The sequence below is a fragment of the Alteromonas sp. ABH4_452 genome, assembly GCF_056311825.1.
The window spans coordinates 3,700,775-3,726,179 of the sequence record NZ_CM149973.1; the positions used below are offsets into that span (position 1 = coordinate 3,700,775).

Here is a 25,405-nt window from a genome sequence, read left to right on the forward strand (position 1 = left end):
GATTATTTTTCATACCGCCCACCCAAACTGGTTATTATTTAACCTTTAGAAGGTTAAATTTCGTACCGGAATTTAAAACCACAAGACAATTGAAAGGACACTTTATTTTTACTTAAAAACTTAAATTCAAATTTATTAGGCTAGACAACCCCAGATACTTCTTTTTACTTGGTCCCTACACGAACAGAAAAATGCTGAAGAAATTATAAGATAAAGTTAATAAATTAAGTTTGCTCATTGCTGTAAATAAAACCCTAAGTATTTACGCACCGCTTCAGGCAATTCAGGCAACGCACTTTTAGGTAATAAAAATGTTGCCATGTTGAAGAAATCTAGAAAGATACGATTGGACTCGGTGGTTTTCTTTAAATAGTGGTGACCAGAAGAGCCGCCCGTCCCTATTTTAGTACCTAGCATGCGCTGGACCATCATTGCATGCCGATAGCGCCATATCGTTAATTGTTCATCTACTTCAGTAAGTGCTGTGATAAGTTGAAAAGGAAGATTGAATATCGGCTCTTCCGAGTATTGCTTAATAAATAAAGCTGAGAGCATGGCCTTATGGCTTAAACGAAACTTATCTTCACCTCGAAGTTTTTCAAATCTAGTTTCATCAAACAAGGCATCGAAGTTTTCTCTAGTGGCTTTTAGGTCTTTCAGCTCCTGACGCTTTTCTGTCTGCGACAACATATCACTAGTAGAAATAGTGCTATGATCATCTTTCAACATCTCGTCGGCAGCATTTTTATAGTATTGCCAAAAATCGAACCCTTCAGTTTTTAAAAGGGGCATGCGAGAAAGCCAATCATCGACCAATTCAAACAAGCTTGGTTTGCTTTCTAAACTTTCGAGCAGTGCCCGGTCCTTGTCAGTAAGCCGGTTATAAAAGCTTTGCTTGTCAAAATCGATCCTAAAGTCACGTTTTAAGCCGAGAGAAATTTCTAAACGTTTGAACTGGATACTCTGAAAGCCCGATGCGGGCACAAGATAATCTCGAAACGACAGAAATTGCTGCGGTGTCATGGTTTCCATAATGGCAATTTGGTCGTTCATAAGTTTTTGAATTTGTATGATTCGCTGCAGTCTGTGTACAACTAACGTTAACTGCTGATCTTTCACCGTTTCTTGGTTAAACGTATCAATAACGGCATTGAGTTCGTGAAGGACCTGTTTAAACCAAAGTTCGTAAACCTGATGTACGATGATGAACAACATCTCTTCGTGGGCCGCATCGCCGTATTTCTCACTTTGCAATTCTTGCGCGCCTAGTACCTTATCTAAATGCAAGTAATCGCCGTAGTAGCAGGGCTCTATATTTTTCTTCATTTTATTATTGCCTTATTACTGATTTGAACCGTGTAATACTAACACTGTCACCTCGACATCCCCAGAATACAAGCTATACATTATAAGGCGACATAGCTGAAGGTAATGTCGTATCGCTGTGGGCGTAAACGAATGTATCCATTACAAGTGTAAAGGCTTTATCTGAGCTAGAGGTTTTAATTAAGCTAAGGGTTTCTTAAAAGCTCAAAGGCTTTCTTGATCTGGGGCTCTTTTAAGCTTGAGGCTACTTGTGTAACGTATTGCTTGCATACTATTCAAAACGCTAAAGCACGATGCTTACAAAAACTATAAGGGGAACGAAGGTGAAACTAGACGACGATATTCACAATTATTACGAGCACTTGGTCTTAGAAAGAATTAGCAAACTTGGTCTTGATACGACGAAAAGCCCCGATTATTTGGCAGATTTGTGCTGTCTTGCGCTCAATCAGGTGCCGCCGCGTTATATTCGATACGAAGTTGATATGGCATTTTACCTGCCGCAAAGTGAACGCAACCAAATGGAAATGAATGTTGAGCACGCGATTAGCAAAGCACTGAAATATTTAGACGAAGCAGATAAAAGTAAGAAAGAAAATACGGAAGAAGGTATAGAAGAAGTAGAATAAGTGATTTGGGTGGCGGGCCTCCAGCCACATCCCGGCACATGAGTCGTCTGCTGCGGCTGCTCCCTTCCAGGCCTGACCGGGTTCACAGAGTATCATTGCGGGAGGACCAAAAGCCCACCATAGAAAATCGCATTCAAAGCAAAGTCATTCGCCCCTGCCTGAGTGCGGGGCGCATTATGACTATTTGGCCAAGAGTTTTCAACCCTTTATAGAAAATCTCTCTTCTGCAATTACGTTTGCGACACGGTTAGTTGCCGCCCCCTCTTGCTCAGCGCGGGTATAAATTTCTTTCAGCGTTTCGCCAATTTGTTCAATATGTGCGCGTAATGCTTCGTTCGAACTCGATTCCATACGCTGATGGAAGATATCAATAACACCGCCTGCATTGATCACATAATCTGGCGCATACAATATGCCGCGCTGTTGAAGCAGCTCTCCGATGTCTTCACGGGCAAGCTGGTTGTTAGCTGCGCCTGCAATCACTTTAGCTTTAATTGCCGGTAGCGTTTGGTCGTTTATTGCTGCCCCTAATGCACAAGGAGCAAGTACATCCACATCTAAACTTAAAATTTCCTCTGGCGCTACCGCAGTTGCTCCAAACTCGGCCACCGCTTTCTCTACGCCTTCAGGATAAATATCTGCCACGTAAAGTTTGGCACCATGTTCATGTAAATGCCTAGCAAGACGATAGCCTACGTGCCCCATTCCTTGAATGGCCACACTGATCCCATCCAAGCTGCGCTTCAAGCCATACTCTACGGTAGCCTTCAAACCAACAAAAACGCCATACGCCGTGGATGGTGCAGGGTTTCCATCGGGTACTTCACCCGCATAGTGATACTGAGCTTTGACCCCCGCTATGTAATCAGACTCAGTTGCCATGGTTTGTAGATCAGTTACTGAAATCCCCGAGTCTTCAGCGGTGAAGTATTTTCCACCCAGTGACTCGACAAATTTACCCATCGCTTTCATCATTTCCGGCGATTTTGCTTTTCGAGGGTCACCGATTATTACCGACTTGCCACCGCCAAGTTCTAAATTTGCCATTGCAGCTTTATATGTCATCCCTTTAGATAGTCTCAATACGTCGGTCAACGCCTCACCACTGTTTACATAGGGCCACATCCTACAGCCGCCAAGGGCTGGGCCGAGGTTAGTGTTGTGTACAGCAATAATGGCACTCAGGCCCGCTTTTTCGTCGTGATAAAACGCAACGTGTTCGTGTTTATCGAACTCTGGGTGATCAAAAACTGACATATTTTCCCTATTAATACTGTGATGAGTTAAAACTTATCCAAGTCTGAGCTGTCACGAATTCTAAACGGCGCTCATTTGGAATGATGTGAGAGTCTGATAACGATTTGCGATACACTTATTGGCCTAGCGGCGGTACTGCAAAGATCATCGACATTTTGAAAAGTGTATCTGATAGTTCTGAGGACATGCCTTGCAAAGTTTGTTAATGAATTTTACAAACTGAAACGCAATAGAATTGAATACTATTTTTCTAGGATAGCTATCCTAGAATTTTTTTTGATATATAATAAACATCATAAAGACGACGGAAACAGTGTTAATGAAATTGGATAAGTTTGACCGTGAAATTTTGCGCGTCCTTCAGCAAGACGCCACGGTATCAATGGCAGATTTAAGTCAACGTGTTGGTTTGTCGCATACACCATGTTGGCGTCGCGTAAAGAGAATGGAAGCCGATGGAATCATCCTAGGTAAAGTTACTCTGCTAAACAGTAAGAAGCTTAATTTAGGTGTATCAGTTTTTATCTATGTCACGCTCAAAAACCATGACGGTGACTCGCTGACCGACTTTGAAAATGCGGTTCAAAACATTGATGAAATAGTAGAGTGCCACACCACAAGCGGTGAAAAAGACTATTTGCTGAAAGTGATAGTGGAAAGTATTGAAGAATACGAATTTTTACTTAAAACGAAATTGACCCACCTTCCTCTTGTGGACCACTTAAGTTCAACCTTCGCATTGAAGCAAGTGAAAAACACCACCGAGCTACCAATAAAACGCCAATAGCAAAAAGTTATGGGGTCAGAGTCATGACTCTGACCCCATACCATTCAAACTGCGTCGGTTTGATTCTCAGGTCTCGCCTTTTCAAATGCATTCAGCTCATTACAGTTGTTCGCTATTTTACTGATTAGCGGATAGCGGGTCATATCCACGTTAAAGCGCTGTGCGTTATACACTTGCGGTACTAAACAGATATCAGCAAGGGTAACGTCGAAGTCGAAACAATACCTACCAGCTTGGGTTTGCAGGCGCTTTTCAATTCCATCAAACCCTAACGCAATCCAATGCGCAGCCCAATTAGCCACATCATCCTGAGAGGCCTCAAAATTACCTTTAAGTGCATTTAACACTCGAAGGTTGCCTATGGGTTGAATGTCACAGGCAATATCTTGCGCTAACGCTCTTACTCTAGCACGCTCTGTTAAGTGCTCTGGCACTAGCCTGTGCTCACTCTCGTATCTCTCATCAAGATATTCAATGATAGCTAGCGATTGATTAAGAATGATATCTTCGTCTTCATCAACAAAAGTGGGGACAAGATGTGCGGGGTTCAGCCGTGAATACTCACCGCTATGCTGCTCCCCGCCGTTATTGACAAGATGCACTGGCACATACTCGTACTCAACACCTTTTAAATTAAGTGCAATTCGTGTTCGATACGTGGCGGTTGAACGCCAATAACCGTAAAGCTTGATGCTCATGGTAATACTCCATCAGTCAAACATGCAGCCGAGGAAAACGCTAATTGTTGCTATGCAACAACACTTTACCTTCTATTAATGATTGGACGAAACACAACGACCAGCTTTACATATAAAAGCCTGTCAGTGAACAAAAAGCCGTTGCCCCTTTCGCCCCTTATCGATGCTTATTCTTTAGCTCAGCGGCTTTACCTGCTGCTCGATAGCACCGAATACTGATTTACCCTCTGTATCTAGCATCTCAATTCGAATACGGTCACCAAACTGCATGAAAGGCGTAGAAGGTTTGCCATCCCGTATCGTTTCAATCATACGTACTTCGGCAATACATGAATAACCTACCCCACCCTCAGAAATAGCCGAACCATAATCTGTACCTTGCTTATTTGACACTGTACCAGAGCCAATAATTGCGCCCGCGCCCAAGTTTCTGCTCTTCGCTGCATGTGCAACTAGCTGACCAAAATCGAAGGTCATATCTTGTCCCGCTTCGGGCTTGCCGAACAATTCTCCGTTATAGGTTGAACGTAGCGGCAGATGAACTTTATTATCTTTCCAAGCATCACCTAACTCGTCTGGAGTTACCGCAACTGGCGAGAAGCTAGAAGCAGGTTTAGATTGAAAGAAACCGAACCCTTTTGCTAGTTCACCAGGAATCAAGCCTCGAAGGGATACATCGTTAACCAGCATAATAAGGCGGATGCGCTCTGAAGCTTGCTCGGATGAACATGCCATCGGCACGTCATCGGTAACAACGGCGACTTCTCCCTCAAAATCAATGCCCCAGTCGTCACTTGGCAGAATAATGTCATCAAGAGGCCCAATAAAATCGTCTGAACCACCTTGATACATGAGTGGATCGGTCCAAAAACTTTCGGGCATTTCTGCATTTCGTGCCTTTCTTACCAATTCAACGTGGTTTACGTAAGCACTACCGTCAGCCCATTGATACGCACGTGGTAAAGGAGACTCGCAGCGAGAAGCGTCGAACGGAACGCTTTCACAGGTGTCGTCATTAAGTGCTTGGTATTTCATTTGAAGCTGAGGCGCTATCTCTTTCCAATTATCCAGTGCGTGCTGCATTGTTTTTGCAATGTCCTTTGCACTGCAAGCGCGAGAAAGATCTTTTGACACTACCATCAGGCAGCCATCGCGGGTTTCATTTTTATAGGTCGCTAGTTTCATTGTTCGTTCCTCGACATATCTCTTTTGCTTGGCCCATTTGCCTAAGCTCTCGATTTGTATAATTTGAAATGAGAGTAGTCTTAAAGCGCCAGCAGATTGTAAGCATTATGTGAATACTGTTATGCCACTAGTTGGTACAACTTGAGAAGTGTTTGAGCTACGAAGTTTTGTTTGGCTGTAAGAAAGGGTGTACGCACAAAGTTGTTAATCGGTAACGAAAGGCGCGGATAGTCTGCTCTGCAAGCAATGTAAATTAATCGTAACGGATGCGTAGGGTTACTAGAAAGGCTCAAACCGTATTGCCCTTTGCCATTATGCGTGAACCAAAGGGCAATACTTTTTAGTTTGTTATAGTTTAACAGTCGCTTTGTTGATGCCATACTCTCGCAACTTATTGGCGATGGCAGTATGGCTCAATCCTAGCTTTTTCGCTAATTGGCGTGTACTTGGATAGGAAGGGTATAAGCGCTTGAGCAGGTCCTTTTCAAACTTCTTCACTTCCTCATCTAGTGTTCCCTCGAAGTTCTCATCTATATAGGTAACACTAGGGGCACAGCTTGGCAGTTGAATATCTTCTTTGGTAATTTCCTTTCCATCTAGCAGTGATAATGCACGGTAAAGGGCATTTTGAAGCTGTCTTACATTACCAGGCCATGGATACTGCTGAAGGAAATCTACGCAAGACTTGCTTAGTTTTGCGGGACGGCGACCCAGTTTAGTACTGTGCTGTACAATAAAAGATTCGGCCAGCGGCACAATGTCCTGCCTTCTATCTTTTAAAGACGGCATTACTAAGCTCAACACGTTTAGGCGATAATACAGCTCTTTTCTAAATCGCCCCTCTTCCACCAGCTGACCTAAGTCTCGGCACGTAGTACAAATAAATCGCACGTCGACTTTAACCGGTTCCGAGTCTCCCACGCGTCTAAATTCACCGTCCTCTAAAACCCGAAGCAATTTGGCCTGAAGTTGTGAAGACATATCGGCTATTTCATCAAGTAAAAGCGTACCGCCTTTTGCCTGTTCTAATAGCCCCAGCTTAGCGCTTGGCTGGTTAAACGAACCAGCAGCGTAACCAAACAACTCAGTCTCTGCCACACTGTCGGGTAGCGATGCGCAATTAAGTGCTAAAAACGCCCCTTCACTGCGGCGGCTCGACTGATGACATGCTCTGGCAATCATCTCTTTACCCGTACCTGTCTCGCCGAAAATTAAAATAGGTGCGTCTAAATCTGCTATGCGCTTGGCTTCGTGAACCACTCGCTTCATAAAAGGTGACTGAGCAACAAAGCGGTCGAAACTGTCAGTTGGCGATTGGTGGAAAGCAGTAAACTGCTGTCCAAGGCGCATTTCCGATTTCAATATAACTACGGCACCTGCCATAATCATATTTTGTTCACCATCGGGTACGGTGATCGGCAGCATATCGGCAAGATAATCCTGCTGAATAAACTTCACTTTTGAAGACTGTGGGCCTGGTGACTTTCCATCCATCCATTTAGTAAAGTTGAACCCCTTAACAATTTCACTAACTTCGGTACCTATGATTTCAGTGCTTGGCATTTCAAGCCCTGCGCTCACCGCTTCGTTACACAATAAAATATTGCCTTTTGCATCTATAGAGAAAACGGGATCAGGTAATGTTCTTAAAATCGCAGAGAGTTGGTTTTTCTCTCGCTCTCCCGGCATGAATAAAGTTGTTTTTACATCATCGATACCGTCGATGCGACGTATCTGAGGCATAAGATGCTGAAAATCAGCAAACTCAATGTTGGGAAAATTGAGGAAAATTTTACCTGCGGGATCAATTTCAATACCACGCAAATCTATTTCTTTGGTAACGAGGATATCTAAAACATCTTGAGTGATTCCAAGACGGTCCTGACAGCTTATTTCTAGACGCATAGGGTGTTATAGCTTCATTGTAAACATATATGTACAGGATATCATACTTTTACAAAAAGATAACAAGATAAATGTTACAGAACTTTAAAATTGCGATAAGCAGCTTAGTTTGAGGCACAAACTACACAAGGACAAAGGACTAAACCCCAGAAACAAAAAAATGCCGCTTCGATGAGCGGCATCCTATATAAAACACATTTAATTAACAATAGCGTTAGCTGGCTTTTCTCTCTTTCGGTGGGAAAAGTGGGGAAAACAACCCTAAGGATTTAGCTTTTTCCACGAGTGCCATGATGTCCATTTCTGCTAATTCGAACAAATGGTCGAATTCCGGCAGGATATAATAAAGAGGCTGCATAATATCGATACGATAAGGTGTTCGCAGAGCGTCGATAGCAGTTAGTGGATTGCGTAACGGTGTGTTGCTGTCTAACGCATAAATAGTTTCGCCTGGTGAGGACAAGATACCCCCGCCATATATTTTTAACTTATCTTTGGCTCGCACTAGTCCGAATTCTACCGTGAACCAATAAAGGCGCGCTAAGTAAACTCGGTCTTCCTTACTGGCCGCTAGGCCCAACTTACCATATGTATGGGTAAAATGAGCAAAAGCTGGATTTGTTAAAAGCGGACAGTGTCCAAATACCTCATGAAAAATATCGGGCTCTTGAAGATAATCAAACTCTTCTCGAGTACGAATAAAAGTAGCGACAGGAAATTGCTTGTTTGCCAGCAACCTAAAAAATTCACCAAAATTTATTAGCGCAGGCACTTCAGCAGTTTGCCACCCCGTTTTCTCCATCAGAACTTTGTTGATGTCTGGCAACTGAGGAATTTCTTTTTCGTTCAATTTCAACAAATCAAGCCCGTCCAAATATTCTTGGCACGCTCTTTCTTTTACCAGTGGAATTTGTCTCGCATAAAGCTCCGACCAAATTTGGTTTTCTTCATCTGACCAATGAATAATGCCATTTTCATCAGATTCTCTCGACTGGTATTGCGTTGATTTTGGCATAACTTCTGTAACCAATAGGTGTGAAATAACTTACCTTTTAGTCTAATGAAATTCACGGCGCCGAAAAGTGGATGACCTCATGACAACTTCATATTTGCTGTAACAGGAATTTTACATAGGCAACTAAAGCGCTTGATTTAGATAATAAAAAACCGCCCATTGCGAGCGGCTTTCTTTTAGATTCTTGTGAGCTGTAAGGCCAGCTATAGACGGCTAATTTCTTTATTTAGCTGATATTCACGAGACGTCACATAGGTTTCCATTTTACGTAGACGAACTTCTGCTTTTTCAAAGCGATTGCGAATATCGTGAAACGCCTGTTTAGGTGGCTCTCCAGCCTGCCAAACTTTGGTTTTCACCTCAACTTTTGGGCTTTTTACCTGTCCAGCGTTTGGATTCGTCCAGCCTTTACCTTTTGAAAAAACCGGTGTTGTAGGCTTATCATCAAGGCCAGCAGGCTTCTTATCTAAAATGAACCAAGCGGCTATGTAGGCGACAAAGATAAACGGACCTGCAAGTAGAAAGAAACCGGTAACGACTAAGATTCTCACTAACCAGGTTTCCAACCCAAAGTATTCGGCTATACCTGAACACACACCTGCAATGCGTGCATTTTCGGGGTTGCGATAGAGCTGCTTACCATTTCTCATGCTCTATTCCTCCACTCTGGCGCCTCACTATCTAGAATGGCCTCTAATGTTTCAATACGCTCACTCATTTTTTCTGCCTTTTCAGCAAGATCTTGTAAAGAGGCGTGCTCCTCAACACTCAATCCTTGATTGACCTGCTTTTTGCTTCGATAGTGTAAAATTAGCCAAATGGGAGCAACAAATATTGAGAACACCACAAGTGGCATAACCAACACTGCAATTGTACCTTCATCCATCTCAATGTCTCCTACAAACTCTGATGTAACTACCCTCTTCACGGTTTTCCATCAAGAGGGTATACCTTGTTTTTATTATTCTGATTTTTCGGTGCTTTTATTAGCACCTTTTACTTTGGCTTTAAGCGCAGCTAGTTCGTCTTCCACTTTGTCGCTGGCTTCTAGCTCTGCAAACTCATCTTGCAGCGTCTTTTTACCCAAATCATAAGCTTCCACCTGTGATTCAAGGTCATCGATTTTACGCTCGTATTGCTCAAAGCGCCCCATTGCATTATCTACTTTCGTACTATCTAGTGTCTTTTTGACTTCTAGACGAGAGCTTGCGGTTTTCTGACGCATAATAATGGCTTTCTGACGGCTCTTAGCATCGGCAAGCTTTTCTTGAAGCTGACCAATTTCATCCTGAAGCTTGCTGATTTGTTCTTCAACAACGGCCAATTCTTTACTTAGCGCTTCTGCAGCTTCTGCAGACTTTTTCTTTTCTTGCAGCGCAGCGCGCGCCAAGTCTTCTCTATCTTTGCTTAACGCAAGTTCTGCTTTTGCTTCCCAATCATTTGCATCGCTTTCATACTTTGCAATTTGATTAGCAATTTCCTTTTTATTGGCTAGCGTCTTTGCAGATGCAGAGCGCACCTCAACCAACGTGTCTTCCATTTCCTGAATGATTAATCTAACCATTTTCTCAGGATCTTCAGCTTTGTCTAAAATCGCATTAATATTCGAATTCACAATATCTGTAAAACGCGAGAAGATACCCATAATAATTACCTCTTGCTAAAAATGGTAAGTGTTAGAAAACACCACACTTGATAAATAGGTTACTCTTGGTATAGGTAGCATTCAATATACTTGCCAACTTTGTTCAGATGCTAACCTATTATTTTATATACATTTTCCATGCGCTCAAATAATGCTCGTTTATCAATATCTTTTGTTCTACACTATTAATTGGTCGAAATGACTAATTTTTGAGGGATTTAATGAGTAGGTATCGACAGCAAGACAATTTACTTGGCCAAGCAAATAGTTTTCTAGAAGTTTTAGAGCAAATTTCACAGATTGCACCGCTAGATAAACCCGTTCTCGTCATTGGCGAACGAGGCACTGGTAAAGAGCTGATTGCTGCGCGCCTGCATTTCTTATCAAAGCGCTGGGATCAAAACTACATTAAGTTGAATTGCGCGGCACTAAGTGAAAGTTTATTAGAAAGTGAGCTTTTCGGTTATGAAGCTGGTGCCTTTACCGGCGCTTCGAAACGTCGCGAAGGTCGCTTTGAAGTGGCGCACAACGGTACCCTATTCCTTGACGAACTCGCTAACACATCGGGTCTTATTCAGGAAAAGCTACTGCGGGTAGTGGAATATGGTGAATTTGAGCGCGTAGGAGGCAGTAAGTCAGTAAAAACCGATGTACGCCTTATCGCAGCTACCAATGAAGATTTGCCAGCCCTTGCCGATGCCGGTGAATTTCGCGCTGACCTTCTCGATCGTCTTGCTTTTGACGTTATCACCATCCCGCCCCTTCGCGAGCGTCGAGAAGATATCATGATGTTAGCTGAAAACTTCGCTATTAATATGGCCCGTGAAATGGAAATGGAACTGTTTAGCGGCTTCACTGAAAAAGCAAAACGCACTCTGCTTGATTATGATTGGCCTGGTAATATCCGTGAGCTTAAAAATGTGGTCGAACGTGCAGTATACAGAACGAATAACCCCCACCTTCCCGTCCATGAAATAGTGTTAGACCCCTTCGAGTCAGCCTACCGTCCGAAAGGTAGAGTTAAAACAAATGATAGAGTGAGCGCCACAGATTCGCCTAACCTTGTTGCGCAGCCAGACACGCCAGTGGTAGGTAAACGTGTTGAAAGTGCTGACGTTACACCACTCACCCCTGCTAAAACGCAGGAAATTGTCGAATATCCCATAGATTTGAAAGAACGCTCTCAACAACATGAGATAGATATGATAAAACAGGCACTTGCTGACAGTCAGTTTAATCAAAAGAAAACCGCTGAAAAATTGAGCCTGACTTATCATCAGCTGCGAGGCTATCTCAAAAAATATAACTTACTAGATTCTTCCGCTGAAAACGTCGAGGCGTAGAGCATGTCCCATGGTTTGGTGAAGCGTTTGTCATTATGTTTATGTACAGCGCTTCTTGTTGCATCCTGTGCTAAACAGAATAAACAAGCGTTTTATAATACGGGTATTATTTATTGTTCTGAAAGCAACCCAGTAACTTTTAATCCGCAGCTTGATACATCGAGCACAACCTCTGATGCATCATCTCACCAACTGTACGATAGACTACTTGATTTCGACCCCGATTCTGGTCGCATTGTGCCGAGTCTTGCTAGTAGCTGGCTAGTCAGTGATGACGGGCTCACCTACGCCTTTCAGCTTCGCAAAGATGTTTGGTTTCACACAACGGACTATTTCAAGCCAACACGAAACTTTAACGCAGACGATGTTATTTTTAGCATCAACCGATGGCGTTTGCGCTCGCATCCATACCATTATGTGTCGGGTGGACGTTATCCGTATTTTGAAAGTATTGGTCTTGCTCAAAATATTGCGTTAGTTGAACGGGTAAACGGCTATCGCGTTGAAATTACGCTTAAGCGTCGTGACAGCTCATTTTTGTCTAATTTAGCCACAGACTTCGCCGTTATTCTGTCAGAAGAATATGCCGAACAACTTGCTGAAGCTGGAACACCTAGCAAAATTGATGAACTTCCCGTTGGCACAGGACCATTTAAATTCAACAGCTATCGCAAAGACCACTTTATTAAATATTTACGCCATGAAAACTATTGGCGCACACAGTCATTTGGAGAAGGTGACAACAGCGATAGCAACATAACATCAGAGCTACAAAGTTTAAGCCAACAAAAAAAGCTAGACACGCCCTTGGTTGAGCAGCTCATTTTTGACATCACTCCAAGAAGTTCATTACGACTAGCTAAGCTGATGACTGGGGAATGTGATGCTACGGCATTCCCGGCACAAACGGAACTTGAAGTGATTCGAACAGAAGACGATCTGACATTAGCGGAAAAACCAGGGCTAAACGTGGGCTTTTGGGCCTTCAATACCCAGCGCCCGCCATTTGATAACCCCGATGTAAGGCGAGCGCTCGCGGCGGCTATTGATAAAAACACATTATTAGAAGCGGTTTACTTCGACAGTGCAACACGAGCTAAAACTCTACTGCCTGCGGCTAGCTGGGCATTTCAAAACGACGCCGATGATACAGCCTACAACCCTGTCTTGGCTCGTAAGTTATTGGCCGATGCAGGAATAGCCCCTGGGTTTTCAATGACAATATGGGCCATGCCGGTCGAGCGCGCTTACAACCCCAACGCAACGAAGATGGCCGAGCTGATTCAGCGATACCTTCGCGATGTGGGCGTAGATGCAACTATCGTTAGTTACGATTGGGCTACATTTAGACGTCATCTACAAGAAGGTCTGCACGACTCCGTATTAATCGGCTGGTCTGCCGATAACGGCGACCCTGACAACTTTTATCGCCCCTTGTTGAGCTGCGGAGCAATCCCATCTGGAACGAACCGGGCAATGTGGTGCAATGATAGTTATGACAAGCTACTTAACGAGGCGCTTCAAACCGATGACATTGACGAGAGATTGGCTATTTACAAGCAAGTAAATAGGCTATTATACGAACGTCTTCCTGTGGTCCCCATTGCACATGCCTATCGCTATCAAGCATATAGAAATGAGTTAGAAGGCATGACTATTAATCCCTTTGGCGGTGTGCGTTTTGGCGGGGTAGAGAAAGCACTGTGATCCAAATTCTCCTAAGATATTGCACATTATTCATATTAACGCTTTTAGTGTTGACGATTATTTCGTTCTCGCTGGCCTACCTTTTTCCAGGCGATACGTTGGAAAACCTGACCGGGCTTGTGCCACAAAATGAGATGCAGCGGGCCGCGTTAGAGAAACAGTTTAAGCTAGACCAGTCCTATATTTTTCAGTTTATTTACTACGTAGGTAATTTGCTAACCGGTGATTGGGGCTATAGTTTCACGTCTGGTCTGCCCTTAAGAGAGGAAGTAGGTATAGCGATGCCAGCTACTATAGAACTGGCAACCTACGCAATGCTAATGGCCTTATTTATTGGCATCCCCTTAGGCTATTACGCCGGCATTCGCTGTTATTCAACGTCTGACCACTTAATAAATAGTGCGAGCATTACTACCTATTCTTTCCCTGTTTTTTGGTTCGCTCTGCTGCTTATTCTGGTATTTAGTTTAGAATTAGACGTGGCCCCATTGTCTGGCCGAATAAGTTTAATTTACGACATAGAGCCAGTAACCGGCTTTATTCTATTTGATGTTTTACTGTCGGATATCGAAAACAAATCCTTAGCATTTAAAGATGCACTATCACACTTAGCGCTACCTACATTTGCTATTGGCGCCATAACCACGGCCTCGATGGTACGCATAACTCGGCGCTCAGTTATAGATGTAAAACATCGCCCCTATATTGCTGCAGCCGTGTCGCGCGGGCTTTCTAGTTGGCAAATATTCTTTCGCCATATACTACGTAATGCACTACTTCCCATTTTGCCGCTGATGGCGATTCAAATTACTACGCTTATAACCAATGCAATGATTGTTGAAACCTTGTTTTCATGGCCAGGCATTGGCAACTGGCTAATTCAAGCCATCTATCAACGGGATTACCCTGCTTTACGTATTGGTATGATGGCGGTATCCACGGTAGTAATTACCCTGACGATTCTGGTCGATGTATTAAACCGTATGATTGACCCAAGTAGAGAGAAATACGAGCGTGCCACAGTTTAGTTTGTACGAAGAAGAATTCCATCCTTCCCCTTGGCAACGGACCTGGGCTTCGTTCAAGGCTAGCCACATTTCTATGCTGGGTTTAATTCTGCTAGCGCTATTTGTGGTGTGCGCCTTATTCGCCCCTCTCATTACCCCATATGACGCTGTTGAACAGAACATCGACGGATTGCTAATTCCGCCTAGCTGGTTAGCAAATGGTTCTATTACCCATTTGTTCGGCACAGACGCGTTAGGAAGAGACTTATTTACCCGTATTATTTACGGCTGCAGAACAACGCTGGGCTCGGCCTTCTTAACCGTAGTACTTGCGATGCTAGTTGGTGTGAGTTTAGGTACGCTTGCTGGTATGTTACGCGGGGTTCGCTCAAGTGTTGCGAATCACTTACTTGATGCGCTTATGGCGATCCCTACCCTACTGATTGCTATTATCATAGTTGCAATACTTGGTACGGGTTTGGTCAACAGTATGTGGGCTATCACCCTAGCCCTTATTCCTCAGTTTGTGCACCACACGCGCAGTTTCGTGCGGGCAGAAATGAAGAAAGACTACATTGTTGCGTCAACGCTTGACGGTGCAAGCAAATGGCAGCTCTTTGTACACTCTATTTTACCTAATATGACGGAAATGCTTGTGGTTCAAGGAACACTGGCTCTTTCTATCGCAGTTATTGATATCTCGGCGCTTGGCTTTTTAAGCTTGGGGGCTCAATCACCGTTACCTGAATTAGGTGTAATTCTAGCTGACGGATTAGACGTTACTTACCTAGCGCCTTGGAATGTAGCGGTACCCGGTATGGCGATATTTTTTATTGTACTGTCTATCAATATCGTGGGTGACGGCTTGCGTTCTTCATTAAGAAAAAGGGTGAGTCACTAACATGCCAATGCTTGATATCAAAAACCTCACCTTAGAAATGCAAAACGGTGACAGCACCATAAAGGCTCTGGACAAGGTAAATTTGTCAGTGAGTTCAGGCGAGATTCGTGCACTTGTGGGCGAGTCAGGTTCTGGTAAAAGCCTTATTGTATCGGCAATCTGTGGAGCGTTGCCAAACCAGTGGAATTTAACCGCCGACCGCATGAGCTGGAATGGAGAAAACCTATTAGGTATGTCGGTTCAACAGCGCCGTGAAGTGATGCGTCGAGAAATTGCGGTGGTTTTTCAAAACCCACAAGCGGCGCTTGACCCGTCGGCCACGCTTGGTGAACAGCTTGAAGAAAGCATTCCTGATGAATTTGTTGAAGGTAGCTGGTTTTGGCAACGTGCGCAGCACAGAAAGAAGATAGCGATAAGTACTGTACATAAGGTGGGAATAAAGCATCACAAGCATTACTTAAGTGCATTCCCTCACCAAATTCCCGCTGATATTGGGCAAAAGTTCATGATAGCGATGGCGCTAGTGTCTCAACCCAAATTACTTATCGCAGATGATCCCACTCGAGGCATGGAGCCCACAACCAAGACGCAGATCCTAAAACTCTTTACGCGTCTTAATCAAACTCGCTCTCTATCGATTCTGTTTGTCAGCCATGATTTGCTTGCCATTGCGAGTATGTCACATTCAATGACAGTTCTTTACGCGGGGCAAACGGTAGAATCGGGAAAGATGAAGCACATTAAAAAGCGCCCTCTTCACCCTTACACTAAAGCGCTATTAGACAGTGCGCCAAGCTTTAGAAAAGACTTACCGCCTAAGTCTGCGCTACCTACGTTAAGCGGCTCTATACCAACGCTACAACATTTGCCTATTGGTTGTCGTTTAGGCCCCCGCTGTCCACGAGCTCAGCGCGCTTGTGTGCAAACGCCCGCCGTACGCAAAATTCACGATCATAGCTACAGCTGTCATTACCCGCTACATATGGAGAAGCTGTGATGGACATTTTGCAGGTAAAAGACCTCACGTTTATACATAACGAAAAGAAGCGCTGGTTAAAGCGGCCTGAGGTATTTCAACTTGGTCCGGTTAATATGAGTGTTAAACGGGGGGAAACTATTGCCATCATAGGGGAAAACCGTTCGGGTAAATCCCTTCTTGCTAAATTATTAGTTGGCGCCCTACCTGCCGATGCGGGTGAAATTGAAATAAACACTCACAAGTATTTAGCCAAGTACCAGTCGAAAGACGGCCAACGCAAGCGGACCCACGACATTCGAATGATTCTGCAACACAGTGCGGAATCGATGAACCCATCGGTTCCGGTAGGAAAAATCCTAGACGAACCCTTGCGTTTGAATACAGGTCTTAGCGAAGCCGAACGCAAGCCTATTATCGAAGATATGTTGGTAAAGGTAGGGTTACTACGCGAGCATTATTATTTTTACCGGCACATGCTTTCTGACGGCCAACAGCAGCGCGTGGCATTGGCTAGGGCTATAGTACTAAAACCCAAAGTGCTTGTTGCAGATGAACCCTTTGCTGCATTAGACCCTACTATTCGCTCGCAGACTGTGAACCTAATACTGCAACTACAGCAAGAGCTGGGCTTAGCATTTATCTTCATCAGCCATAATTTAGGGATTGTCCGGCATATTGCAGATAGAGTTGTGGTGATGGAAGGCGGCGAAATTGTGGAGGAAGGTAAAACTGAAACTATTTTCAGATGGCCGCAGCACACCCGCACCAAGAAACTGGTTACCGCTTACCAGTCGTTAGTGCCGCAAAATACAATCCGTTAAAGCGCTGAGGGCAGTAAACTGCCCTCTCAATATCAAAATTGTATTACCCTAGTTAGCCAACCAGTGCTAGCAAAATACCTGCAGCGACCGCACTTCCTAAAACACCGGCTACATTAGGCCCCATTGCATGCATCAACAGGAAGTTATGAGGGTTTGCTTCTAGGCCAACCTTATTCACGACTCGCGCCGCCATAGGCACGGCAGAAACGCCCGCAGCACCAATGAGCGGGTTTATACTCCCGCCCGATAGCTTACTCATTAACTTAGCCATTAACACGCCAGCAGCGGTTCCTATACCAAATGCAATTGCGCCTAGGCCCAGAATACCCAAGGTTTCCACTGTAAGGAATGCCTCAGCTGATAGCTTAGAACCCACGGCTAAACCGAGGAATATGGTCACGGTATTGATAAGTTCGTTTTGGGCTGTTTTACTTAACCTGTCTACTACGCCACATTCTTTCATCAAATTACCAAAGCAGAACATACCTACGAGCGGCGTTGCGGCTGGTAAAAACAAAATGGTCATAAACAACACGGCGAGCGGAAAGATAATTTTTTCACGCTTTGATACAGGCCGAAGTTGGCCCATTTTAATTTCGCGTTCCTCTTTTGTGGTCAGCGCTTTCATAATGGGCGGCTGGATAATAGGTACCAGTGCCATGTAAGAATAAGCGGCAACCGCAATAGCACCTAGTAAGTCAGGAGCTAAACGTGAAGCAAGGAAGATAGCCGTGGGCCCATCTGCGCCCCCTATAATGGCAATAGCACTTGCATCTTTTAGCGTAAATTCGAAACCAGGAATAAGGTTTAACGCAATAGCGCCAAATAGGGTCGCAAAGATACCGAACTGTGCGGCTGCGCCAAGCAGCAACATTCTAGGGTTTGCAATAAGCGCGCTGAAGTCTGTCATTGCGCCTACGCCCATAAAAATGAGCAATGGGAACACGCCTGTATCAATGCCAATTTTATAGATGTAGTGCAGTAAGCCACCCGCTTCTGAAAAACCAGCAATTGGAATGTTCGTCAGCAGTGCTCCAAAACCAATGGGTAATAAGAGCAGTGGCTCAAACTTCTTAACAATGGCTAAATAGAGTAAACCGAAGCCTACCGCCATCATGATGAGCTGGCCTGCTTCAAAATGCGCAAGTGCGGTACTATCCCAAAGCACCATTAACTTATCCATGTATTACCCCAATAAGATTAACGGTTGACCGCTAGTTACAGCATCGCCTTCACCCACGGAAATGTCAGTGACCGTACCGGTATACGCCGAACGGATCTCTGTTTCCATTTTCATGGCTTCGAGGATCATCACTACATCACCTTCAGATACACTATCGCCAGTTCGTACTAATACTTTGAATACGTTACCCGCTAGTGGCGCATCAATTGACTGCGACGACGCAGCGGCAGGTGAAGCTGTGCTAACAGTTTGTGGCTGGGGTTGAGACGTATTGGCTGGCGTAACGCTTGTTAGCGTACCTGAGGGTGCCACTTCTACGCGATACACCTTGCCATCTACGTTTACATCATATGATTCAGCCGAGGTTGCACTTTGCGCGTTCGACGCTGTGCTAACTGGTTCTGGCGCAAGGGTATCACTAGCCTCTTGAGCGCCCGGTGCAGGTTCAAACGCATCAGGGTTGCCGCGATTTTCGATAAACTTAAGGCCGATCTGGGGAAATAGAGCATAAGTCAGCACATCATCAATTTTGTCATCTGACAGCGAAAGTTGTTTTTTCTCGGCCAGTTCATTTAGCTCTTTGCTCAGCGCATCAAGCTCAGGCGCAATGTTATCAGCAGGTCTGCATGTTACAGGCTCTGCACCATCTAGCACACGCTCTTGCAGTTCCTTGTTTACTGGCGCTGCAGTAGCGCCATACTCGCCTTTAAGTACACCAGCAGTTTCTTTAGTGATACTCTTATAGCGCTCGCCTGTTAGCACATTAAGTACCGACTGCGTACCGACAATTTGCGAGGTGGGCGTTACAAGAGGGATAAACCCAAGATCTTCACGTACCCGAGGGATTTCTTTTAACACCTCTTCAAACTTATCTTCAGCACCCTGCTCTTTTAGCTGACTTTCCATGTTGGTTAGCATGCCACCTGGCACTTGGGCCAGCAGAATACGTGCATCTACACCTTTAAGGCTGCCTTCAAATTTGCTGTATTTCTTTCTGACTTCTCTAAAATAACTCGCAATGTCTTCCAGTTCAGGTAACGCAATACCCGTGTCGCGTTCTGTGCCTTCAACGATTGAGACCATAGTTTCCGTTGCGCTGTGACCGTAGGTCATGCTCATTGATGAGATAGCTGTATCGAGCATATCAATACCGGCATCAATGGCTTTCTGATAAGTTGCCGTGCTCAACCCAGTTGTGGCGTGACACTGCATGGCAATAGGCACATCGACGGTCTCTTTTAACCCTGTAATTAATGCTTCGCATTCATAGGGCTTCAAAAGCCCGGCCATGTCCTTCACACAGATAGAGTGCACGCCGAGATCTTCGAGTTGTTTTGCCATATCAAGCCATAGCTCAAGATTGTGCACTGGACTTACTGTGTAAGAAATCGTGCCTTGCGCGTGAGCGCCGCTGTCTATGGTAGCTTTAATAGCAGTTTTCAAATTTCTGATGTCATTCATGGCATCAAAAATCCTAAATACGTCTACACCGCTTTCGTGAGCGCGCTCTACAAAGCGAGTAACGACATCGTCAGCATAGTGGCGATAACCCAATAAGTTTTGACCACGCAATAACATTTGCTGTTTGGTATTGGGCATGGCTGCCTTTAACTTACGAATACGCTCCCATGGGTCTTCTCCCAAGTAACGGATACAGGCGTCAAAGGTCGCACCGCCCCAAGATTCAACAGACCAAAAGCCTGCCTTATCTAACTTTTCAGCAATGGGAAGCATGTCCTCAATACGCATACGCGTAGCAAGAAGCGATTGATGGGCATCACGCAGGACCAGCTCGGTAAGGGCCAGAGGCTTAGACATGGTAACTCCTGATATGGATTATTTTTTAGAATTTTGGCGATGGGTATGAATTGCAGCAGAAATAGCAGCGATGACATTACCGTCTATTCCTGGTTGTACCGCTTGATCGTTTCGGCTCAACTTAGCTGAAGTAGCTAAAGGCTCTGATGTTTCACCTGGAAATGCTTCACAAAAACGTGCAATCAAATGAATGCCGACAATAAGCAGTCCCAAGAATGAAAAGACAAATACCATTCCTATGAGCATAAGAGAGCCTGCTTCAATGAGCAAACTAGCGACGGATTCCGAATTCATATTCAATCCTGTTGTTATTTTGTACCTGAATAAGTATCACGAGGTTTTTCAAAACACAACAAAACAGCATAAAAAACCACTTAAAATTGAATAAAACCCCACAATATGAAACTTAATGCATTATTACTTAATAAATTTGCAACATATGCATTGTATTTATATGAAGCTAGGGCTTTATGCGAAAGTAGCTTAGAAAGAAAAGAAGAATTGAAGGATTCAAGAAATGAAAAAGCCCACCTAAAAAGGTGGGCTCTTCAATGTGGCGCGTGTGGAAGGATTCGAACCTCCGACCGCCTGGTTCGTAGCCAGGTACTCTATCCAGCTGAGCTACACACGCGTTAACTTGTATACTTTTGAATTTTACTTCAAAAGGTGACGCTTTAAAATAAGTGGCGCGTGTGGAAGGATTCGAACCTCCGACCGCCTGGTTCGTAGCCAGGTACTCTATCCAGCTGAGCTACACACGCGCAAAACTTGTTGTTGGCCGTCACTGCCAACGAATAATGGCGGAGAGGGAGGGATTCGAACCCTCGATACGCGTATATGCGTATGGTTCCTTAGCAGGGAACTGGTTTCAGCCACTCACCCACCTCTCCTTGACTGCGGGGTGCATTTTACGGATTCATTGGCCTGAGTCAAACCTTTTTTATAAAGAAATTGTTCACTCGCTGCCATTTTAAACGATTCGAACAAAAAACCAGTAATTTGTTCGCAATACAAACAATTAAAACAGATTTCATTTGTCACTATTTACCAATTTGTATTTGAAACTACGCGGTGCCTTTACCTTTATCACCACTTTTTCTTTGTTAATGTGCTCAAATTTTCAAAAATAATGTCAGTTATTTTTAAATTTTCTCGCCTCAATTCAGCTGCACCGCTGTGTATTGCTCGCTTGAGTTCTACTTACGCGCTTTAAGGCCGCTGATAAAAAGCTTTAGCAGGTTTCTGTATCGCTTATAGAAAAGGTATAGGTTAAAAAGCAGGCCATGAAAAGTGAACTCTACCTAGTTGCTACCTTTATGCCTAAAACGCTTACTTAATGATTTTATGTTTTTCAATCGCTTCAAAGTTTTTGTTAGCGGGGAGTGCTAGAAAAACAAAAAAGGCCAGCAATAGCTGACCTTTTCCTATGAAGCGTATTATGCAATTATTCTGCAGAGCCTGGCTGACCGCCTTTTTCTGCCTGAATGCGCATATATATTTCTTCACGGTGCACAGAAACTTCTTTTGGTGCGTTAACACCTATACGTACCTGATTCCCTTTTACGCCTAGTACGGTAACGGTTACATCGTCACCTACCATAAGCGTTTCACCAACTCGACGAGTCAAAATAAGCATTCGCTTGCTCCTGTTCCTTAATACTGAACATCATCCATTAATATTTGCCAACCCAACGGCACGACCCGATGGTAGCGACAGCGATTCCCTGTTTCTGTGTCACTTCAAAAACTCACTGTTATACACAAAAATAATTATAGCTTATCTTGTAACCAAGCGTTAACCGAATCTAGCGCCTGGCCCAAGTTTTCAGGCTGATCACCGCCTGCCTGTGCCATATCTGGACGACCGCCTCCTTTGCCACCTACTTGTGATGCGACAAAGTTAACTAGCTCGCCCGCTTTAACTTTACTAGTGAGGTTTTTAGTAACGCCAGCAATAAGATTCACTTTCGCGTCATTAGCCACACCTAATACTACGATCCCTTCACCAATTCGGTTTTTAATGTCATCCATCATTGAACGCAATGACTTCGCTTCAACACCTTCCAAATTCGCAATAAGAACTTTAACGCCATTTATCTCTACTGCATTACTAAGCATATCAGCACCTTGCTGACTCGCCAGTTTTTGTTTCGCAGAATTGAGCGCTTTTTCTAGTTCTTTAGTCTGATTTTGTAAAGAAACTACGCGATCGAGTACATTTTGGCTGTCAGTTTTTAGTAAACCAGACAACGAAGCCAAGGTAGCCTGTTGTGCTTGCACAACTTCAAGGGCTTGCTCACCTGTAACCGCTTCGATGCGACGAACGCCCGATGCAATACCCGCCTCGCTGGTAATTTTAAATAACCCAATGTCACCTGTGCGCGCAACGTGTGTACCGCCACATAGCTCAACAGAGAATGGGCCCATGGTTACAACGCGAACTTTTTCATCGTACTTTTCGCCAAATAGCGCCATAGCGCCTGATGCTTTAGCTTCTTCTAGGTCCATAAGCTCAGTGGCTAACGTGTGGTTTGCACGTATTTCTTGGTTAACTCGTCTTTCAATCTCAGCAAGTTGCTCAGCCGTTACTGCCTCAAAATGCGAGAAGTCAAAACGCATGCGCGGCGCTTCAACCAATGAACCTTTCTGAGTTACGTGCTCACCTAAAATTTCACGCAGTGCTGCGTGAAGTAAATGGGTAGCACTGTGGTTCTTTTTAATGGCTTCACGATTTGCTGCATCAATCGCTGCGGTTGCCGTATCACCTTTAGATACCGAACCTTTAGCAATACCTTTGTGTGCAAACGCATTACCCATTTTTTGGGTGTCGGTAACGATGAATTCACCGTTTGCCACGCGAAGTACACCTTTATCACCAGCCTGACCACCGCTTTCAGCGTAGAACGGCGTGCTGTCTAGTACCACAACGCCTTCTTGACCGTCTTCAAGCTTCTCAACAAATGCATTGTCGGCAATAAGTTCAACCACATTCGCTTGGCCTTCTACATCGGTATACCCAGTAAATGAGGTTGTGTGGTCAATGGCGAGTTTACTGTTGTAGTCTGCACCAAAGTTGCTAGCCTGCTGGGCACGAGCACGCTGAGCTTGCATAGCAGCTTCAAAACCTTCTTCGTCAATTTTAAGGTCGTGCTCACGTGCTACATCATTAGTTAAATCAGTAGGGAAGCCATAAGTGTCGTAAAGCTTAAACACTACGTCACCTGGAACTGTATCGCCTTCCAAAGTTTCTAGCGTATCGTTGAGAATAGCCATACCCCGAGCTAGGGTTTTGCTAAATTGCTCTTCTTCAACGCGCAGTACTTTTTCAATAACAGGCAGCTGGTCGACAAGTTCTGGATACGCCTCGCCCATTTCTTTGGCCAGTGATGCAACCAGCTTATAGAAGAAAATATCGTTTGCACCTAGCTGATAGCCGTGGCGAACCGCACGACGAATAATGCGGCGCAATACATAACCACGCCCTTCATTGGTAGGCATTACGCCATCACAAATCAAGAAACTGCACGAACGGATATGATCGGCAATAACACGCAAAGACTTATTTTCTAGGTCGTCAGTACCAACAATTGATGCAGCTGACTTGATCAAGTTTTGGAACAGGTCAATCTCGTAGTTGCTGTGCACGTTTTGCAAAATTGCTGAAATACGCTCAAGGCCCATTCCCGTATCGATAGACGGTTTTGGCAGCGGCTCCATGGTACCGTCAGCTTGCTTATTAAACTGCATAAATACCAAGTTCCAGATCTCAATGAAACGGTCGCCGTCTTCTTCAGGCGTTCCCGGAGGGCCACCCCAGATGTGTGCACCGTGGTCATAAAAGATCTCAGAGCAAGGACCACAAGGACCAGTATCACCCATTGACCAGAAGTTATCTGATGTGCTGATACGGATGATTTTTTCTTTAGGCACACCGATGTGGTTTTCCCAAATATCGAACGCTTCGTCGTCGTCAGAGTAAACGGTAACGAGTAACTTTTCTTTTGGTAAACCGACTTCTTTAGTTAGAAAGTTCCATGCAAATTCGATCGCTTCTTTTTTGAAATAATCGCCGAAACTAAAGTTACCCATCATTTCGAAAAAAGTATGGTGACGGGCGGTATAACCTACGTTTTCAAGGTCGTTGTGTTTACCACCGGCGCGCACACAGCGCTGCGAAGAGACTGCTCGAGTATAACTACGCTTTTCTGCACCTAAGAAACAGTCTTTAAACTGGTTCATGCCCGCGTTAGTAAAAAGAAGTGTGGGATCATCTGCCGGCACCAGTGACGAGCTTGCCACTGCCTGATGGCCATGGCTTTTAAAATAATTGATAAACTTGTTACGTAAGTCAGCAGTTGATAATGTCATTGAAAACCTAACTTCCTTTATTCTATTTTTGAAACGTGCGAATTGCCTGTTTGATAAGACTTATAATCGGGACATTTCGTCATTACTCAATGTGCCACACCTTATTACCATTCTTTGAATAGTAAAAATGCGCACAAATTTGCGCAACAATACCACGGAAAGCGCAATTTTGTTAAGTGGCAAGGGCACGAGATACCGCCAAATTTTACCTTAATTTAGTAAAAAATAGCGGATATTCGTTTGGGTGATTAATATGAAGGTGCGGAGCTTGGCAAAACTGGCCAAAAAGAAACGTTTAGTTTAATTAGCACTAACCGCATAATCGATGTGTTCCTGGTAAAAACCACGGTATTGCAAAAATTGTTTTTGCTTTTGCCTTAAGGCGAATTCTGTTTCATAAAACTCGCCGAACTTCTTTTCTTTTACTTTTTTCGCGCTTTCAAACCAGTCAGCATCAATCTCTGCCATTGCATGCTCGGCAGTACTCTCATCTACACCATATTGCTGTAAGTCTAGTTTTATTGCACGAGGCCCCTTTCCTTTTAGATACAGTGCGCGCGCTCGGCTTTCAGCAAACCTAGCGTCACTTTGAATATCAGCGTCTTTAAATTCCTCCAGAATAGGCATGAAAGCCTCACTCGCTATTCCTTTTTGCTGTAGCTTACGCACTACCTCGTTAAAGCTATGCTCTCGTCGTGCCAGCATGCGAGTAATCGCGTCGGTAATGATTTTTCGATCGAACTCTGACATTTTTGTAAACTTACTCTTCTGTATTAAACGTAGAAACCGCGTTATTTTAGCGCTAAATACTCGTATATTGCGACTATCTAA

The 25,405-nt window shown here is 44.2% G+C and carries 23 protein-coding genes, 3 tRNA genes and 1 other RNA gene; 8 read left to right on the forward strand and 19 right to left on the reverse strand.

Going from position 1 to position 25,405, the window contains the following annotated elements; all coding sequences use genetic code 11:
- Positions 1 to 234: 234 nt before the first annotated feature.
- Positions 235 to 1,326: a tryptophan 2,3-dioxygenase family protein gene (locus ACYX4N_RS15890; protein ID WP_476054705.1), complete on the reverse strand. Its 1,092-nt coding sequence runs from the start codon at positions 1,324 to 1,326 to the stop codon at positions 235 to 237.
- A gap of 323 nt (positions 1,327 to 1,649) precedes the next feature.
- On the opposite strand from ACYX4N_RS15890, the gene ACYX4N_RS15895 reads away from it, so the two are divergent.
- Positions 1,650 to 1,955, forward strand: coding sequence for a late competence development ComFB family protein (locus ACYX4N_RS15895; protein WP_179982700.1), 306 nt, complete (start codon positions 1,650 to 1,652; stop codon positions 1,953 to 1,955).
- Positions 1,956 to 1,970: 15 nt separating this feature from the next.
- Here ACYX4N_RS15895 and ffs read toward each other — a convergent pair.
- An RNA gene (ffs, locus tag ACYX4N_RS15900) (signal recognition particle sRNA small type) lies at positions 1,971 to 2,067 on the reverse strand.
- Between the two features lie 86 nt (positions 2,068 to 2,153).
- Positions 2,154 to 3,212 (reverse strand): Glu/Leu/Phe/Val dehydrogenase dimerization domain-containing protein, encoded by a 1,059-nt coding sequence (locus tag ACYX4N_RS15905; protein ID WP_476054706.1) that lies wholly within the window; start codon positions 3,210 to 3,212, stop codon positions 2,154 to 2,156.
- A 319-nt stretch (positions 3,213 to 3,531) separates the two neighbouring features.
- Here ACYX4N_RS15905 and ACYX4N_RS15910 point away from each other — a divergent pair, with 319 nt between their 5' ends.
- Positions 3,532 to 3,999 carry an Lrp/AsnC family transcriptional regulator gene (locus tag ACYX4N_RS15910; RefSeq protein WP_014948689.1) on the forward strand — a complete coding sequence of 156 codons (468 nt, stop codon included), beginning with the start codon at positions 3,532 to 3,534 and terminating at the stop codon, positions 3,997 to 3,999.
- A 44-nt stretch (positions 4,000 to 4,043) separates the two neighbouring features.
- On the opposite strand, the gene maiA is transcribed toward ACYX4N_RS15910, so the two are convergent.
- From maiA to pspA, 7 genes are all read right to left on the reverse strand, one after another.
- Entirely contained in the window at positions 4,044 to 4,697 is a 654-nt protein-coding gene (gene maiA, locus ACYX4N_RS15915) for a maleylacetoacetate isomerase (protein ID WP_476054707.1), read from the reverse strand.
- A 174-nt stretch (positions 4,698 to 4,871) separates the two neighbouring features.
- Positions 4,872 to 5,882 carry a fumarylacetoacetate hydrolase family protein gene (locus tag ACYX4N_RS15920; protein ID WP_476054709.1) on the reverse strand — a complete coding sequence of 337 codons (1,011 nt, stop codon included), beginning with the start codon at positions 5,880 to 5,882 and terminating at the stop codon, positions 4,872 to 4,874.
- A 348-nt stretch (positions 5,883 to 6,230) separates the two neighbouring features.
- Complete coding sequence (gene tyrR / locus ACYX4N_RS15925) at positions 6,231 to 7,787, reverse strand: transcriptional regulator TyrR (protein ID WP_476054710.1); 1,557 nt, start codon at positions 7,785 to 7,787, stop codon at positions 6,231 to 6,233.
- Between the two features lie 214 nt (positions 7,788 to 8,001).
- Positions 8,002 to 8,802 (reverse strand): phenylalanine 4-monooxygenase, encoded by an 801-nt coding sequence (gene phhA / locus ACYX4N_RS15930; RefSeq protein WP_476054711.1) that lies wholly within the window; start codon positions 8,800 to 8,802, stop codon positions 8,002 to 8,004.
- A 203-nt stretch (positions 8,803 to 9,005) separates the two neighbouring features.
- The gene (gene pspC / locus ACYX4N_RS15935; RefSeq protein ID WP_474808132.1) at positions 9,006 to 9,452 is read right to left on the reverse strand and encodes an envelope stress response membrane protein PspC; all 447 of its coding nucleotides are present in this window, start codon (positions 9,450 to 9,452) and stop codon (positions 9,006 to 9,008) included.
- Complete coding sequence (gene pspB / locus ACYX4N_RS15940; RefSeq protein ID WP_025254416.1) at positions 9,449 to 9,688, reverse strand: envelope stress response membrane protein PspB; 240 nt, start codon at positions 9,686 to 9,688, stop codon at positions 9,449 to 9,451. The genes pspC and pspB overlap by 4 nt, the downstream gene beginning before the upstream one ends.
- A gap of 75 nt (positions 9,689 to 9,763) precedes the next feature.
- Entirely contained in the window at positions 9,764 to 10,447 is a 684-nt protein-coding gene (pspA, locus tag ACYX4N_RS15945) for a phage shock protein PspA (protein ID WP_474808134.1), read from the reverse strand.
- A 221-nt stretch (positions 10,448 to 10,668) separates the two neighbouring features.
- Between pspA and pspF the strand changes: the two genes are divergently transcribed.
- From pspF to ACYX4N_RS15975, 6 genes are read left to right on the forward strand one after another with little or no spacing between them, the layout of a single operon-like run.
- The gene (gene pspF / locus ACYX4N_RS15950; RefSeq protein WP_474808138.1) at positions 10,669 to 11,790 is read left to right on the forward strand and encodes a phage shock protein operon transcriptional activator; all 1,122 of its coding nucleotides are present in this window, start codon (positions 10,669 to 10,671) and stop codon (positions 11,788 to 11,790) included.
- 3 nt (positions 11,791 to 11,793) lie between these two features.
- The gene (locus ACYX4N_RS15955) at positions 11,794 to 13,497 is read left to right on the forward strand and encodes an ABC transporter substrate-binding protein (protein ID WP_476054712.1); all 1,704 of its coding nucleotides are present in this window, start codon (positions 11,794 to 11,796) and stop codon (positions 13,495 to 13,497) included.
- Positions 13,494 to 14,525 carry an ABC transporter permease subunit gene (locus tag ACYX4N_RS15960; RefSeq protein ID WP_474808141.1) on the forward strand — a complete coding sequence of 344 codons (1,032 nt, stop codon included), beginning with the start codon at positions 13,494 to 13,496 and terminating at the stop codon, positions 14,523 to 14,525. The genes ACYX4N_RS15955 and ACYX4N_RS15960 overlap by 4 nt, the downstream gene beginning before the upstream one ends.
- Positions 14,512 to 15,405 carry an ABC transporter permease subunit gene (locus ACYX4N_RS15965; RefSeq protein WP_474808142.1) on the forward strand — a complete coding sequence of 298 codons (894 nt, stop codon included), beginning with the start codon at positions 14,512 to 14,514 and terminating at the stop codon, positions 15,403 to 15,405. The genes ACYX4N_RS15960 and ACYX4N_RS15965 overlap by 14 nt, the downstream gene beginning before the upstream one ends.
- A 1-nt stretch (position 15,406) precedes the next feature.
- Complete coding sequence (locus ACYX4N_RS15970; RefSeq protein WP_179982689.1) at positions 15,407 to 16,402, forward strand: peptide ABC transporter ATP-binding protein; 996 nt, start codon at positions 15,407 to 15,409, stop codon at positions 16,400 to 16,402.
- Complete coding sequence (locus ACYX4N_RS15975; RefSeq protein WP_118489956.1) at positions 16,402 to 17,205, forward strand: ATP-binding cassette domain-containing protein; 804 nt, start codon at positions 16,402 to 16,404, stop codon at positions 17,203 to 17,205. Before ACYX4N_RS15970 ends, ACYX4N_RS15975 begins: the two co-directional genes overlap by 1 nt.
- 52 nt (positions 17,206 to 17,257) lie before the next feature.
- Here the strand turns inward: ACYX4N_RS15975 and ACYX4N_RS15980 are convergent, their stop codons facing one another.
- From ACYX4N_RS15980 to ACYX4N_RS16020, 9 genes are all read right to left on the reverse strand, one after another.
- Positions 17,258 to 18,388, reverse strand: a complete 1,131-nt coding sequence (locus ACYX4N_RS15980; protein ID WP_214993825.1) for a sodium ion-translocating decarboxylase subunit beta — start codon at positions 18,386 to 18,388, stop codon at positions 17,258 to 17,260.
- A gap of 3 nt (positions 18,389 to 18,391) precedes the next feature.
- On the reverse strand, positions 18,392 to 20,206 hold the full coding sequence (gene oadA, locus ACYX4N_RS15985) for a sodium-extruding oxaloacetate decarboxylase subunit alpha (RefSeq protein WP_476054713.1): 1,815 nt from the start codon (positions 20,204 to 20,206) through the stop codon (positions 18,392 to 18,394).
- Positions 20,207 to 20,224: 18 nt separating this feature from the next.
- On the reverse strand, positions 20,225 to 20,500 hold the full coding sequence (locus ACYX4N_RS15990) for an OadG family protein (RefSeq protein WP_474808148.1): 276 nt from the start codon (positions 20,498 to 20,500) through the stop codon (positions 20,225 to 20,227).
- A gap of 260 nt (positions 20,501 to 20,760) precedes the next feature.
- Positions 20,761 to 20,837 (reverse strand) — tRNA-Arg (locus ACYX4N_RS15995).
- Positions 20,838 to 20,890: 53 nt separating this feature from the next.
- Positions 20,891 to 20,967, reverse strand: a tRNA-Arg gene (locus tag ACYX4N_RS16000).
- A 37-nt stretch (positions 20,968 to 21,004) separates the two neighbouring features.
- Positions 21,005 to 21,096: transfer RNA gene (locus ACYX4N_RS16005), tRNA-Ser, on the reverse strand.
- 554 nt (positions 21,097 to 21,650) lie between these two features.
- The gene (csrA, locus tag ACYX4N_RS16010) at positions 21,651 to 21,842 is read right to left on the reverse strand and encodes a carbon storage regulator CsrA (RefSeq protein ID WP_012517705.1); all 192 of its coding nucleotides are present in this window, start codon (positions 21,840 to 21,842) and stop codon (positions 21,651 to 21,653) included.
- Positions 21,843 to 21,976: 134 nt separating this feature from the next.
- The gene (gene alaS / locus ACYX4N_RS16015) at positions 21,977 to 24,574 is read right to left on the reverse strand and encodes an alanine--tRNA ligase (RefSeq protein WP_476054715.1); all 2,598 of its coding nucleotides are present in this window, start codon (positions 24,572 to 24,574) and stop codon (positions 21,977 to 21,979) included.
- A gap of 300 nt (positions 24,575 to 24,874) precedes the next feature.
- Positions 24,875 to 25,324 (reverse strand): regulatory protein RecX, encoded by a 450-nt coding sequence (locus ACYX4N_RS16020; protein ID WP_179982685.1) that lies wholly within the window; start codon positions 25,322 to 25,324, stop codon positions 24,875 to 24,877.
- Positions 25,325 to 25,405: the final 81 nt, after the last annotated feature.